11 protein-coding genes are annotated in these 13,513 nt (G+C 66.1%); 4 read left to right on the forward strand and 7 right to left on the reverse strand.

Features of this window, described 5'->3' with window-relative positions; translation table 11 throughout:
- Positions 1–523: 523 nt before the first annotated feature.
- Positions 524–1,819 carry a C4-dicarboxylate transporter DctA gene (gene dctA, locus AC0Z2B_RS02155; RefSeq protein ID WP_476294928.1) on the reverse strand — a complete coding sequence of 432 codons (1,296 nt, stop codon included), beginning with the start codon at positions 1,817–1,819 and terminating at the stop codon, positions 524–526.
- Positions 1,820–1,895: 76 nt separating this feature from the next.
- Complete coding sequence (locus tag AC0Z2B_RS02160; RefSeq protein WP_476294929.1) at positions 1,896–3,065, reverse strand: mandelate racemase/muconate lactonizing enzyme family protein; 1,170 nt, start codon at positions 3,063–3,065, stop codon at positions 1,896–1,898.
- Positions 3,066–3,187: 122 nt separating this feature from the next.
- On the opposite strand from AC0Z2B_RS02160, the gene AC0Z2B_RS02165 reads away from it, so the two are divergent.
- The 3 genes from AC0Z2B_RS02165 (at position 3,188) to AC0Z2B_RS02175 (ending at position 6,384) form a co-directional block, all read left to right on the forward strand.
- Positions 3,188–4,048, forward strand: coding sequence for a LysR family transcriptional regulator (locus AC0Z2B_RS02165; RefSeq protein WP_476294930.1), 861 nt, complete (start codon positions 3,188–3,190; stop codon positions 4,046–4,048).
- Between the two features lie 220 nt (positions 4,049–4,268).
- Complete coding sequence (locus tag AC0Z2B_RS02170) at positions 4,269–5,693, forward strand: sugar porter family MFS transporter (RefSeq protein ID WP_476294931.1); 1,425 nt, start codon at positions 4,269–4,271, stop codon at positions 5,691–5,693.
- Between the two features lie 436 nt (positions 5,694–6,129).
- Positions 6,130–6,384, forward strand: coding sequence for a DUF3077 domain-containing protein (locus AC0Z2B_RS02175; protein ID WP_476294932.1), 255 nt, complete (start codon positions 6,130–6,132; stop codon positions 6,382–6,384).
- 37 nt (positions 6,385–6,421) lie between these two features.
- Here the strand turns inward: AC0Z2B_RS02175 and AC0Z2B_RS02180 are convergent, their stop codons facing one another.
- On the reverse strand, positions 6,422–6,883 hold the full coding sequence (locus AC0Z2B_RS02180; protein WP_473002898.1) for a type II toxin-antitoxin system YhaV family toxin: 462 nt from the start codon (positions 6,881–6,883) through the stop codon (positions 6,422–6,424).
- Between the two features lie 18 nt (positions 6,884–6,901).
- The gene (locus AC0Z2B_RS02185; protein WP_473002899.1) at positions 6,902–7,111 is read right to left on the reverse strand and encodes an AbrB/MazE/SpoVT family DNA-binding domain-containing protein; all 210 of its coding nucleotides are present in this window, start codon (positions 7,109–7,111) and stop codon (positions 6,902–6,904) included.
- Positions 7,112–7,327: 216 nt separating this feature from the next.
- Between AC0Z2B_RS02185 and lepB the strand changes: the two genes are divergently transcribed.
- Positions 7,328–8,140 carry a signal peptidase I gene (lepB, locus tag AC0Z2B_RS02190; RefSeq protein ID WP_476294934.1) on the forward strand — a complete coding sequence of 271 codons (813 nt, stop codon included), beginning with the start codon at positions 7,328–7,330 and terminating at the stop codon, positions 8,138–8,140.
- Between the two features lies 1 nt (position 8,141).
- On the opposite strand, the gene AC0Z2B_RS02195 is transcribed toward lepB, so the two are convergent.
- From AC0Z2B_RS02195 to AC0Z2B_RS02205, 3 genes are all read right to left on the reverse strand, one after another.
- Positions 8,142–8,930: a hypothetical protein gene (locus tag AC0Z2B_RS02195; RefSeq protein ID WP_476294935.1), complete on the reverse strand. Its 789-nt coding sequence runs from the start codon at positions 8,928–8,930 to the stop codon at positions 8,142–8,144.
- Positions 8,931–9,280: 350 nt separating this feature from the next.
- The gene (locus tag AC0Z2B_RS02200; protein ID WP_476294937.1) at positions 9,281–11,620 is read right to left on the reverse strand and encodes a glycoside hydrolase family 31 protein; all 2,340 of its coding nucleotides are present in this window, start codon (positions 11,618–11,620) and stop codon (positions 9,281–9,283) included.
- Positions 11,617–12,930: an MFS transporter gene (locus AC0Z2B_RS02205; RefSeq protein ID WP_476294938.1), complete on the reverse strand. Its 1,314-nt coding sequence runs from the start codon at positions 12,928–12,930 to the stop codon at positions 11,617–11,619. The genes AC0Z2B_RS02200 and AC0Z2B_RS02205 overlap by 4 nt, the downstream gene beginning before the upstream one ends.
- Positions 12,931–13,513: the final 583 nt, after the last annotated feature.

Below are 13,513 nucleotides of genomic sequence, written 5' to 3' on the forward strand. Positions count from 1 at the left end.
TAGCCGCGGCCGCAGGCCGCGTCCCCGGCCACGCGGTGCTCCAGCAAGACGCCGCCTGGCGGCAGCTGCTACGGGGTTTGCGTCCCCCCGTAGCAGCGGCCGCAGGCCGCGTCCGAGGCCGCGCGGTGCTCCAGCAAGACGCCGCCTGGCGGCAGCTGCTACGAAGGTTTTGCGCACCCCCGTAGCAGCGGCCGCAGGCCGCGTCCGAGGCCGCGCGGTGCTCCAGCAAGACGCCGCCTGGCGGCAGCTGCTACGAAGGTTTTGCGCCGCCCCGTAGCAGCGGCCGCAGGCCGCGTCCCAGGCCACGCGGCTCCAGCGAGACGCCGCCTGGCGGCAGCTGCTACGAAGGTTTGCGCCCCCCCGTAGCAGCGGCCGCAGGCCGCGTCCGAGGCCGCGCGGTGCTCCAGCAAGACGCCGCCTGGCGGCAGCTGCTACGAAGGTTTTGCGCCCCCCCGTAGCAGCGGCCGCAGGCCGCGTCCCAGGCCACGCGGTGCTCCAGCAAGACGCCGCCTGGCGGCCGCTGCTATGGGGTCACCGGGGCTGGGGCCGGTGGTTTGTTCATCTGGGCGATCTCCTGCTGCGCCTTGGCCAGGTCGAGGGCGCCTTCCCATTTGGCGATGGCCAGGGTGCCGATGCCATTGCCCAGCAGGTTGGTGACCGCCCGCGCTTCGTTGAGGAAGCGGTCCACCCCCAACAACAACACCAGCCCCACCAGCGGGATCTGCGGTATGACCGACAGGGTCGCGGCCAGGGTCACGAAGCCTGCGCCCGCCACGCCCGCCGAACCCTTGGAGGTCAGCAACAGCACCCCCAGCACCACCAGCTGGTCCGCCAGGCTCAGTGGCGTGTTGGTGGCCTGGGCCACGAAGATCGCCGCCATGGTCAGGTAGATGCAGGTGCCATCGGAGTTGAACGTGTACCCCGTGGGCAGCACCATGCCAACCACCGATTTACGGCAGCCCAGCTTCTCCAGCTTGATCATCATGCGCGGCAGCACCGCTTCGGTGGAGCAGGTGCCAAGGGTCACCAGGATCTCGTCCTTGAAGTAGCGCAGGAAGGTCAGCAGCGGAATGCCGGACCAGCGCGCAATGGCGCCCAGCACCACCACGATGAACAGCAGCGTGGTGAGGTACAGCGCCAGCATCAGGTGCCCCAGCGACAGCAACGTGCCGATGCCATATTTGCCGATGGTGAACGCCATGCCCGCCCCCGCACCGATGGGCGCCAGGCGCATGACCATGGCGACGATGCGAAACAGCCCCTGCAACAACAGGTCGATGACGTTGATCAACGGCTGGGCCGGTGCGCCAATCTGCACCAGGGCGATGCCCAGCAGCACCGAGATGAAAATCACCTGCAGCATCGCCCCCTTGGCGAACGCATCGACGAAGGTGGTGGGGATGATGTTCATGAAGAAATTGATCGCGCCGCCCTGCTCGTGGGCCGCCTGGGCATAGCCCTTGATGGCTTCGCCGTTGAGCGCGCTGACGTCGATGTTCATGCCCACGCCGGGCTTCATGACGTTGACCACCACCAGGCCAATGACCAGGGCAATGGTGGACACCACCTCGAAATAGAGCAGCGCCTTGCCACCGATGCGCCCCACTTCCTTGATGCTGCCCATCTTGGCGATGCCCACCACCACGGTGCCGAAAATAATCGGCGCCAGCAGCATCTTGATGAGTTTGATGAAACCGTCGGCCAGGGGTTGCAGCTTGGCGCCGAAGTCGGGGACCAGGTAACCGATCGCCCCGCCCAGCAGGATGCCGATCAGCACCTGCACGTACAACAGCTTGTACCAGCGCGTGGTCGTGTTCATGGTTGTACCTCAGTGTTGTTTTTGTAGTGAGGACAAGCACGGCCCCGCGCAGGGGCCGCCTTACAGCAAAACTTGATCAACCCTCGCCCAGTTCGCGCATCACCTGGTACAGCGCGGCCTTGGCCTCGAAGCCTACGCCCGGTATGTCCGGCAGGCCCACGTAGCTGTTCTCCACGCGGATGCCGTCGGCAAAGCCGCCGAAGGGCTGGAACACGTCCGGGTAGGATTCGTTGCCCCCAAGGTGCAGGCCGGCGGCGATGTTCAGCGACATCTGGTGGCCGCCGTGCGGCACCACGCGGCGCGACGACCAGCCCAACCCCTTCATCACCTCGAGAGTACGCATGTACTCCACCAGGCCATATGACAACGCGCAGTCGAACTGCAGGTAGTCGCGGTCCGGGCGCATGCCGCCGTGGCGCAGCAGGTTGCGCGCGTCCTGGTGCGAGAACAGGTTCTCGCCAGTGGCCATGGGCAGCTCGTAGTGGTTGGCCAGCTCGGCCTGCAGGGCGTAGTCCAGCGGGTCGCCGATCTCTTCGTACCAGAACAGGTTGTACGGCTTGATCGCCTCGGCGTAGGCCAGGGCGGTGGGCAGGTCGAAGCGGCCGTTGGCGTCCACCGCCAGGCGCCGGCCGTCGCCCACCACCTCCAGCACCGCCTCGATGCGGCGCAGGTCTTCGTCCAGGGGCGCGGCGCCGATTTTCATCTTCACCACGTCGTAGCCGCGGTCCAGGTAGCTCTGCATCTCGGCCTTGAGCTTGCTCTGGTCCTTGCCGGGGTAGTAGTAGCCGCCCGCGGCGTAGACCCACACCTTGTCGTCGGCCACGCCGTTGCGGTAACGGTCGGCCAGCAGGCGATAGAGCGGCTTGCCCTCGATTTTCGCCACCGCGTCCCACATGGCCATGTCCAGGGTGCCCACCGCAACCGAGCGCTCGCCGTGGCCGCCGGGCTTCTCGTTGGTCATCAGGGTTTTCCAGATGGCGAACGGGTCGAGGTTGTCGTTGGCCTGGTCCACCAGCGTGTCGGGGTCGGCCTCGGTAATGCGCGCCAGGAAGCGGTCGCGCATCAGCGCGCCCTGGCCGTAGCGGCCGTTGGAGTTGAAGCCGTAGCCGATCACCGGCTTGCCGTCGCGGATCACGTCGGTGATCACCGCGACCACCGAGCAGGTCATTTTGGAAAAGTCGATGTAGGCATTGGCAATGGGCGATGCGATGGAAACCGTCTTCTCGCGGATGTCGACGATGCGCATGGAAAGCGTCCTCTCTGATTGTCTTGCCTGGCAGGCCAGGGGTGCGAGGGGACTCTACGGCTGGACGGGAAAAACGGGCCAATGCTATTAATGGGGAACCCTATGCGTACAAGGCATCGCTCATGGAATTGCTGTGGTTGGAAGACTTCAACGCCCTGGTTGAAAGTGAAAATTTCTCGCGGGCCGCGGAGTTGCGCCACGTCACCCAGCCGGCGTTCAGCCGTCGTATACGCGCGCTGGAAAGCTGGGTGGGGGTCGAGCTGTTCGAGCGCACGCCCCAGGGCGCGACGTTGACCGCAGCCGGGCGCAGCATGCTCGACAACGCCCGCGAGCTGACCCGGCGCCTGTACCAGATGCGCGCCGACGTGCAGCAGGTGGCCGGCAAGGCCAGCCGCACCCTGCACTTCGCGGCCACCCATTCGCTGTCGTTCACCTTCTTCCCTGCCTGGATCCGCTCCATGGAACAGGGCGCGCCGCTGGAGGGCATCAGCCTGCATTCGGACAACATGGCCGCCTGCGAACAGCTGCTGCTGAGTGGCGAGGTGCAGTTCCTCATCTGCCACCAGCACCCCGGGGTGCCTCCGCGTTTCGACAGCAGCCTGTTCGAGAGCAAGGTCATTGGCAGTGATGCGCTGCTGGCATTGCAGTCGCCAGAACTGGACACCACTGAGCGCCTGCCCTTCCTGGCCTACACCGCCGAGTCGGGGCTGGGGCGCATCGTCGCCTCGCACCTGCATACCCACCCCGGCCACCCCCGGCTGGACACCGTGTTCAGCTCGCACCTGGCCGCGGTGCTGTTGTCGATGGCGTTGCAGGCCAAGGGCGTGGCATGGCTGCCCGAGAGCCTGGCCGCCAGCGAGGTGACGGCTGGACGGTTGGTTGCCGCGGGTCACGGTTTGCAGGCAATCGCCGCGCAGATCCGCGTGTTTCGGCCACGGATGCCGTTGGGGGAGCATGCGGAGCGGTTTTGGGCGAACCTGTAGCAGCGGCCGCAGGCCGCGTCCAAGGCGCCGCGCTGTGCCCGGCACACTGTGGTGAACCCGGACGCGGCGGGCGGCCCCAGCTCCGGGGGGGCGGGCAACGCGCCGACAGCCGGGACCCGGGTTCAAGGCAACTTATGAGGGAACCAACCGCTCTGGCACGGCCCTAAACACGATGTGAGCCATTTTGGCACCCCGTCGTTTCCAGAGAGGTCTGCCGCCCATGGCTACCAGCACTATCGCGTCGCACCCCGCAGGTGAAACCACCCGCCAACACAGCTCGCCCCAGCGCCTGATCCTGATTTCGGTGCTGGTGGCCACCATGGGCGCCCTCGCCTTTGGCTATGACACCGGCATCATCGCCGGCGCCCTGCCCTTCATGACCTTGCCCGTGGCCCAGGGTGGGCTGGGGCTGAACCCGCTCAGCGAAGGGTTGATCACCGCGTCGCTGATCGTCGGCGCCGCGTTCGGCTCGCTGGCCAGCGGTTACCTGTCCGACCGCTTCGGCCGCCGCGTGACCCTGCGGGTGCTGGCGGTGCTGTTCATCGTCGGCGCCCTGGGCACGGCGGTGGCGCCGTCGATTGCGTTCATGGTGGCCGCCCGTTTCGTGCTGGGCATTGCCGTGGGCGGCGGCTCGGCCACGGTGCCGGTGTTTATCGCGGAAATCGCCGGGCCGTCGAAGCGCGCGCGGCTGGTGAGCCGCAACGAGCTGATGATTGTCAGCGGGCAATTGCTGGCCTACGTGCTGAGCGCGGTGCTGGCGGCGCTGCTGCACGCCCCGGGCATCTGGCGTTACATGCTGGCCATCGCCACGGTGCCGGGCCTTCTGCTGCTGGTGGGCACCTTCTTCGTGCCGGCGTCGCCGCGCTGGCTCGCCGCCAAGGGCCGCTACGACGACGCCCAGGCCGTGCTGGAAACCCTGCGCGACAGCCCCGCCGAAGCCAAGCGCGAGGTCGAGGCCATGAAAGCCCACGACCAGCAGCACCGCAGCCACGCCTCTGCCGGCGCCCTGCTGCGCCAGCCCTGGGTGCGCAAGCTGTTGCTGATTGGCGTGGGCCTGGGCTTTACCGCGCAGTTCACCGGGGTGAACGCGTTCATGTACTACACGCCCATCATCCTGCAGCACACCGGCATGGGCACCAACGCCGCCCTCACCGCCACCATCGGCAACGGCGTGGTTTCGGTGATCGCCACCCTGCTGGGCATCTGGGCCATCGGCCGCTACGGCCGCCGGCACCTGTTGATGACCGGCCTGGTGATCGTGGTGCTGATGCAGGCGGCGCTGGGTTGCGTGCTGCAGTTCATGCCGCAGAACCTTGCGCAAAGCTACGCGGCGCTGGGTTGCATTCTGGTGTTCCTGCTGTTCATGCAGATGTGCATCGCGCCGGTGTATTGGCTGCTGATGTCCGAGCTGTTTCCCATGCAGGTGCGCGGTTTGCTGACTGGGGTGGCGGTGTCAATGCAGTGGCTGTTCAACGCCAGCGTGGCGTTCCTGTTCCCGGTGGCGGTGAGCACCTTGGGCAACCCGACGTTCTTCGTGTTCGCGGCGATCAACGTGGGCTCGCTGGCATTTGTGTTCTTCTGCTTGCCGGAAACGCGGGGCAAGACGCTGGAGCAGATCGAGAAGCACATGAAGAAGGAGCTGTGAGACACATGGGGAAACATAGACGTAGGAATCATCCTAGGAAAAGCCCTACAACGTCTGCGATAATCGAATAATTAGCTTACATTTGGCTGCTTGCGTGCTTTTCCATAGGTGACTAACCTCTGCCCGCCGCTGCACATCAGCGGTAGGGCTTGGTCACCCGGTAAAGTCAGCGCACAGCATCGCGCCAGCGTGCAGGTATTTCCCCACCTGCACTGCATCTTTATGGCGGAATGTGCGTGGGGCACCTTAGGGTGCGCCGGGTGCTGACTTCCCGGTTGACCAACCTGCGTACCTTCCGCCACCCACCGTTTGGTCACAGTGTGGTGCGGTTCCTATTCAAGTCAGGAGTCAATCCATGCAAAAGCCAACACCCGACCCACCCCTTTGCACGGCCTCACCCACCACCACGCCGTTTTTACTCAAAGGGAACCTGGTCATGAATGATTATCTGGAAACCACCGCGCTGCCCTTCGGCATGCGCGATTCGCGCGAGCAGCCGTTTTTCAGCGTGAACCCGGGCATCAGCCTGGAAGACGCCCTGTGCCACCTGGGGCACCTGCTGCGCTGCGCCTATGACTCGGCCTACGAGTTGACCGATGGCGAAGGTGTGGAGAAGGGCCTGGTGTGGTCGACGCTGCACCATATCGAGGGGGCGAGGGGGTTGGTGGATGCGCTGGTGGCGGTGAAGTAGCGGGGGCAGGCCGAGGTAAAATGCAGCACGGTCAGCGTCACGCCGGCACTGGGCGTGACGCTTCTTTCAAGTCATCAAAACTCGAGGGAATCTGCCCGTTTTTGAGCATCGCCTGGAAAACCACGTACACATCCGTTCGGGCGCCGTCCTTGCGAAGGGTAAGCTCATCATTCAACCAAGCATAAATGATGCTGTGGGGAGCCTCTGCCCTGAACTGGAAAAACAGCCGATAGCGGTTCGGCATCCCCGCCTTGATGCGACGCCAATGCCGACATTTTTTTCCCAAGGTATTGCCCTGCAGGTATTCCCTGGCTGCGGGGTTAGCCGGGACACGCACCCTGATGGCATCGTCGACCTTCTCGAAAAGCTTGTAGTGTGGATGATGGTGAAAATGCAGAGGATTTGCCTCCGCCAGCACCTCCACCTCCTCAACCAACTCCTCCAGCCGCTTGAGGAACAAGGGGTGCCCAAACAGCGACCAGCCATGGCGGCCAGCCATCGCCCCTGAATTCACTGATTACATCTCAAGTGGTTCATTCCGCTCGCGGTTGGCCTTGGCCTTGGCTCGCAGTGCAGCCATGCGGCTCAGCAGTGGCGCAGGAATAGGCTGGATCTTCTCGGGGGCGCTGGCCATGTCCTCATGCAGAAGCCCCAGGAAGCCCTGCTTGGCCTCCTGCGCCTCTCGCTCAGCGGCGATACACGCGACCTTCGCCTTCGATTTCGACATAACTCAGCCCTCGAGTCGCTAGATGGATTGCTTGCGTCAGAAAACTATACAGGACCGTGGCCCGGGTGACATTCCCCGACCGGCGGAAGGCACAGGCATTTGGTTTCTGCTCGTTTCCGCTGGTGACGTCAAACGTCTACCGCGCACTCGACAGAGCCAAGCGCGCCAACGAGAATGCGAGCGCACTGGTTATGGACAATCACAGGAAGCCCCGCCATGTCATCCCTCGTTGCCGCGTCGCCCCACGCCACCGCTCCACTCAAGCCCGCACGGCGCTGGCTCGCCTTTGTGTTGGGTGCGCTGGTAACCGGCTGGGGGCTGTTTTATGCGGGCCGGCCGCGGGCCGCCGTGGCCCTGGTGGCGGGGTTCTGGGCCTGCCTGTTGGTGGGCGGAAGGCTGGGGGTGTTCGGCACACCCGTGGGCATGCTCGCCATCGCCGTGCTGTGGCTGCTGGTGAAGTGCATCTCGGCCGTGGCCGGCGCCTGGCTGGCGCGGCGCCGCGCGTGGCGCCCCAGCACCCGCAACCAGCTGTTCTACCTGGCCGCCATGGGCTGCTCGCTGTGGCTGCTGTTGCATGTGGCAGCCTGGCCGTATCTGCTCGGCTTCACCGGTATGCGCATCGAAGGCAATGGCATGGCGCCGACCCTGGTCGACCGCGACACGGTAGTGTGCGCCAACCGCAGCCAGTACGAATTGGGCGACGTGGTGGCCTACCTCAACAATGGCCGGCAACAGGTGAAGCGCATCGCCGGCCTGGGTGGCGACACGGTGCAGATCGTCGGCGGCAACCTGCGCCTCAACGGCCATGAACTGGGGCCGTTCTACGCCGCCCCGCACACGGCCCCCTACTCGGACTCGTTCGAACCCACGGTGGTGGGCAACGACCAGCTGTTCATGCTGGGGGACAACCGTGACCGCAGCCGCGACAGCCGTTTCGACGGGCCGGTGGCGCGAGACCAATTGCTGTGCCAGGTCACCGGCATCTTCTTCTCGCCGCTGCCGGGGCGCACAGGCCTGCGCATGGACTGACTCAGCGAATCGAATACACGTTCAACTCCAGCGGCTCCGCCTGGGTGTCTATCTGGTAGCCGCCGACGCGAACCGAGGTGGCCGCCGACTTGCCGCGCTGCCACACCCGTTGCAGTTTCTCGCCGAAGGCATCGTCCCGCTGGTCCGGCGCCACGGTGTCGACCAGCGCCCGGGCGGCGCACAGCAGCAGCCGCTGTTGGGTTTCGGCGGCCATCATCTGCGTCCAGGCCACCAGTTGCACGCGTTCGGCGTCACCGCTCTTGCCCACGTACAGGCGCATGTCCAGTGCGCCGTCGTGCACGTACAGCGATTGCTGCCAATAGCCGTTCACCGCGGCCAGTGAACCGGCGCGCACGTCGCCACACTGGGTGTCGGCCTTGAGCTGCCGGGCCACGCCCTTGGCCAGGATCGGCACCACCATGCCCATGGAGGCCGGCCTGGAGAAGTTGCAGCTGTAGACGTACTCGACCTTGTCGGGCCACGGCAGGCCGGCGCTGTGCAGTTTGCCGGTGACCTGGGCCAGGAAGCGCGTGTCATCCATGTCGCCGCATTGGCGGGTGGCACTCAGGGTGCGGATGACCTTGCCGTCCTGGTCGACGCTGACGTTAATGACATAGCCGGCGGTCTCGCCGAACTGCTCCTTCACGGCCTTGAGGGTGTCGTCGTATTCGCCTTGCAGGCGCGTAACCGCCTGGACCTGTTGGTAGCCTTGGTACCAGCGCAGGGGCAGGCCCCAATCGAGGCTGACGGCCAGGGCCGCGACGGTGACCAGGGCCAGGGTGAACAACAAGATTCGCGTCCTGCGGGGCATGGGTGAGGCTCGGGCTGGGGATGACCTTCTTTTATCGACCAGCCCTTGCCAGACTTGATGGCTGCAGCGAACCGTGACGCGGCCTGGCGGCCGCTGCTACAGGAGAGTGGCATAGCAGCGGCCGCAGGCCGCGTCCGAAGGCTGGCACGTAGCAGCGGCCACAGGCCGCGTCTGAAGGCTGGCACGTAGCAGCGGCCGCCAGGCCGCGTCCGAAGGCTGGCACGTAGCAGCGGCCGCAGGCCGCGTCCGAAGGCTGGCACGTAGCAGCGGCCGCCAGGCCGCGTCCGAAGGTTGGCGCGTAGCAGCGGCCGCCAGGCCGCGTCTGGGGGCTACAGGGTGTAGGTGTTACCCGCCTGGCCATTGATGTACAGCGCACGCGCCTCGCCCGGGCGCAGGGCCACGGTCAGGGTTTGCCACGCCGGGCGGAAGTCGCCGCGGTGGGTGATGGCCAGGTCGATGCGCTGCGCGTCGCCGCGCACGGTCCATTCCACCCACAGCGCCTGACCCTGCTGCCAGCCATGGCTTTCGCCGTCATCTTCGAACAGCACGCCACTGCCCTGCCCCGTGCCCGGCGCGGCGAACAGCAGCAGCTCGCGCTGATCGCCCCGCACCGCCAGCGGCAACGCGGCGCCGGCGCGCACCAGCAGCGGCAGGCGCTCCAGCGGGGCGTCCAGGCTGATCACCTGGCCACCCGCGTGCCATGCGCCGCTGTGGTAGTCGAACCAACCCTGCGCATTGCGCGGCAGGTAGACCTCGCGGCTGCGCTGGCCTTGCTCCACCACGCTGGCCACCAGCACATCGCGGCCCAGCAGAAAGTCGTCGGTTTCCTCGAAGGTGCGCGGGTCGTGCTCATGGTCGAGGAAGGTCGGCCGCAGCATCGGTTCGTCGTCCACGCAGGCCTGCCAGAACAGCGTGTAGAAGTACGGCAGCCAGCGGTAACGCAGGTTGATGGCGTCACGAATGGCCGGGGTCACCTGGCGGTGCATCCACGGCTCGTTGACGGTGTGGTCGTCGTTCCAGGAATGGATGGTGAAGCGCGGGTGCATCACGCCGTTCTGCACCCAGCGCACGAACAGTTCGGCATCGGGCTTGGCGCCGCTGAAGCCGCCCACGTCGTGGCCGATGTTGTACAGCCCCGACAGGCTCATGCCCAGGCCCATGCGCGTGTTGTAGCGCAGGGTTTGCCAGCTGGTGCGGTTGTCGCCGCTCCAGGTCTGCACGTAGCGCTGCATGCCGGCGCAGCCGGAGCGCGAGATCAGGTACGGGCGTTTATCGGGAGCGAAGCGCTGCTGGGCTTCCATGGACGCGCGCATCATCAGCAGCGGCATCACCGGGCGGATGTGCTTGATGGCGATGGCCTGGCCAAAGCCGTGGCAGCGGGCGTCGCCGTCCCACACTTCGTATTCGTTGTTGTCGTTCCAGGTGGCGTCGATGCCCATTTCCAGCAGCTGCGCGGTGACGTTGGCCTGCCACCAGGCGATGGTGCGCGGGTGGGTGAAGTCCAGGTGCGAGCCTTCGTCGTCCCAGAACACCGAACGCTCCGGCGCCTCGCTTTCAGAGTCGCGAATGAACAGCCCCTGCTCGGCCACCTGGGCGTACTGCGGGTGGTCGTGCAGCAGGCACGGCTTGATGTTGGCGGCCAGTTTCAGGCCTGCCGCGTGGAAGGCTGCGGACAACTGCAACGGCTGCGGCACCTTGTCGTGGTTCCAGTGGAACACGTAGCGCTTGGCGCCGATGGAGGTGTAGCCCGAGGACAGCTGGAACGAGTCGCAGGGGATCTGGTGTTCGCGGCACAGCTCGATGAACTTCAGCAACTGCTGCTGGGCGTCGGGGGCGTCGGTGTAGTGCATGGTGGAGCCGCTGTAGCCGAGGCTCCACTTGGGCCCGAACAGGGTCTTGCCGGTGAGCCGGACGAAGGCCTTGGTCACGTCCAGCACCTGCGGGCCGAGGAACAGGTAGTAGTCCAGGTCGCCGGCCTCGGCCTGGTAGCGGCGGTAGGGCTGGTGGTAGTTGTCCAATTCGTTGCCCAGGTCCAGCCAGCTGCTGCTGAGGTTGTCGTAAAACAGCCCGAAGCTGGCGCCCGGGCGGCGGGTGATGGTGAACGGGATGTGCTTGTACAGCGGGTCGGTGCTGGCGGCGTTGTAGCCCATGGCGTCGAGGTTGCGCATCTCGAAACGGCGGCCGTTGCGCTGCAGGTCACCGGCCTTCTCGCCCAGGCCGTAATATTGGTCATCGGCGTGCCGGCGCTGGTAGTGCGCCACGCCGTCGTTGGCGCTGCCCAGCAGGTAGGCGCTGGTGGGCCGGTCGGCGGCCAGGGGCTGCCAGGTGCCCTGGGCGTCGCGGTGTTCCCATTCCAGCCACAACGGCTGGTGCACGGTGACGCGCAGGCGCTCGGTGGCCAGGGTCAGGCCGTGCTCATGCTCGGCCAGGCTGAACGCCGGCAGGCCGAAGCCCTCCAGGCTTTCCCGCGGGCGCCCTTCCCAGGGCACGTCCTGGCCGGGGGCGATGGACCAGGTGCGGTCAAGCGCCAGCTCGCCCTGGCGTTTCACCAGCACGCGGAACATCGAGGTTTCCAGCACATACAGGCAGAACAGGTGGCGGTCGTCGACCTTCAGGGCCACGTGGTGGGGGCCACGGTGTTCCAGCGTCCAATGCTTCAAGGTTTTCATACGGCAGTCCGGGTGTCAGGTAATGGGGTGGCGCGCGCGGTGCGGCGCTCGGCAATGAACAGCACCATGAACAGGCAACCCAGCAGGTCGAAGAAGCCCATGGCGATGAAAATGGGGTTGAAGCCGAAGGTGTCGGTGGTCAGGCCGATCACCAGCGAGAACAGGAAGCTGGCGATCCAGGCGCAGGAGCCGCGCATGCCGTTGACCGTGGCCATCTGGCTCTTGTCGAAGGTCTCGACCACCAGGGCGCTGAGCATGCACGAGATGATCTGGTGGCCGAAGCCGCCGATGGAGATCAGCGCGATGGCCACGTAGGGGTCGCGGGTCAGCGCCACGAACGCCAGGGACAGCATCAGCACCGCGCCGCTGGCGGAACTGGCCACCACCGAGTTGACCCGCGCGCAGCCGAACAGGCGCACGTACAGGCGGGTCAGGTAGCCGCTGGCGACGCTGCCCAGGTCCGCCGCCAGGAACGGCACCCAGGCGAACAGGGCGATCTGCTTGAGGTCCATGCCGCGTTCGTTGGCCAGGTACAGCGGCACCCAGAAGCTCAGCACCGCCCAGGCGGGTTCGGCCATGAACGCGGGAATGGCGATGCCGTAGAAGCGCCGGTTGCGTAGCACCGCGCGCAGGGTGGTGAGCAGCGGCTGCTTGGGTTGCTCGGGCTCCTGGTCTTGCAGGATCAAGGCGCGCTCGCCGGCGCTTAACCGTGTGTGCCGCTGCGGCGCCTGGTACAACCACGCCCACAACAGCACCCAGGCGGCGGCCAGCACCCCGGAGAACATGAACGCGCCGCGCCAGCCGAATTGCACGTGGGCCATGACGATGATCGGCGGCGCCAGCATGGCCCCCACCGAGAAGCCCACACCGGCCCACCCCGCTGCCACCGGGCGTTCCTTGCGCGGGAACCATTCGCCCAGGGTCTTGGCCGTGGCCGGGGTGGCGGCGGCCTCGGCGCCGCCCATGAAGAAGCGCAGCACGGCCAGCTGCAACCAACTGCCGACACCGGCGTGCAGGATGCACACCGCCGCCCAGAGGCTGGCGCAGATCATGAAGCCGACCTTGAGGCCCACCACGTCGATCAGCCAGCCGCACAGGGGTTGGAAGAAGGTGTAGGCCAACTGGAACGCGCCCACCACGTAGGAATACTGCTGGGTGCTCATGCCCAGTTCGGTCTTGAGTTCGGGGGCCAGAATGCCCAGGGAATTGCGGGTGATGTAGTTGACCGTCACCCCCAGCAGGAACAGCGCCAGCATCCACCAGCGCAGGTGCCTGAAAGTGACGCGCGCGCCGCTCGTTTTTGTCGTCATGTGACCGCTTACCCTGAATTGTTTTTATGGGGGCCGGTGGCGGTTGCGGGGTGCCACCTTGTAGACGTCATACAAGCCTATGAGGCAAGGCTGAAGTCGCGGAGATTATGGGTAGCTTGCGGCTAGGTGATACGCGGGAGAGCCATGGACAAATCCTTTGTTCGGCGGCAGTAGTTGTCGTACAAGTTAAAGCGCAGCGGGGTGCGGCTGTCAATAGTGGCGAAATCGTGCCCGGGCGCTACGCGACACCTGCGCACGCCGCCCGCAGGCGCACCGCGTGGCGCGGGACGCAGCCTGCGGCAGCTAGGCGAATCTGTAGCCGCCGCCGCAGGCTGCTCAGGCCTTCACTTTCGCTGGAGATCTTCAGTGCACTCAGGGGCCAGCGCAGCCTGGCGGCAGCGGCTACGCGAAGTCCTGCGCACGGCGCGCCTGTAGCAGCGGCGGGGCGGCCATCCGCCGCAGGCCGCGTCCTGGAGCAACGCAGGACCGCCGCCGGATGCAGCCTTCGGCAGCTGCTACGCGAATGCGGATACCCCATAGACCGCGTCGCCTGCATCGCGGCCAAGGCCGGCTCCTACCACGA

Source organism: Pseudomonas sp. GYB4201, assembly GCF_056312595.1.

Excerpts from the sequence above, each read along its gene's own strand:
- dctA (WP_476294928.1), bottom strand. The coding sequence starts at position 1,819 with ATGAACACGACCACGCGCTGGTACAAGCTGTTGTACGTGCAGGTGCTG.
- AC0Z2B_RS02185 (WP_473002899.1), bottom strand. The coding sequence starts at position 7,111 with ATGTCGAAATCGAAGGCGAAGGTCGCGTGTATCGCCGCTGAGCGAGAG.
- lepB (WP_476294934.1), top strand. The coding sequence starts at position 7,328 with ATGTCATCCCTCGTTGCCGCGTCGCCCCACGCCACCGCTCCACTCAAG.
- AC0Z2B_RS02180 (WP_473002898.1), bottom strand. The coding sequence starts at position 6,883 with ATGGCTGGCCGCCATGGCTGGTCGCTGTTTGGGCACCCCTTGTTCCTC.
- AC0Z2B_RS02160 (WP_476294929.1), bottom strand. The coding sequence starts at position 3,065 with ATGCGCATCGTCGACATCCGCGAGAAGACGGTTTCCATCGCATCGCCC.
- AC0Z2B_RS02205 (WP_476294938.1), bottom strand. The coding sequence starts at position 12,930 with ATGACGACAAAAACGAGCGGCGCGCGCGTCACTTTCAGGCACCTGCGC.
- AC0Z2B_RS02170 (WP_476294931.1), top strand. The coding sequence starts at position 4,269 with ATGGCTACCAGCACTATCGCGTCGCACCCCGCAGGTGAAACCACCCGC.
- AC0Z2B_RS02165 (WP_476294930.1), top strand. The coding sequence starts at position 3,188 with ATGGAATTGCTGTGGTTGGAAGACTTCAACGCCCTGGTTGAAAGTGAA.
- AC0Z2B_RS02200 (WP_476294937.1), bottom strand. The coding sequence starts at position 11,620 with ATGAAAACCTTGAAGCATTGGACGCTGGAACACCGTGGCCCCCACCAC.
- AC0Z2B_RS02175 (WP_476294932.1), top strand. The coding sequence starts at position 6,130 with ATGAATGATTATCTGGAAACCACCGCGCTGCCCTTCGGCATGCGCGAT.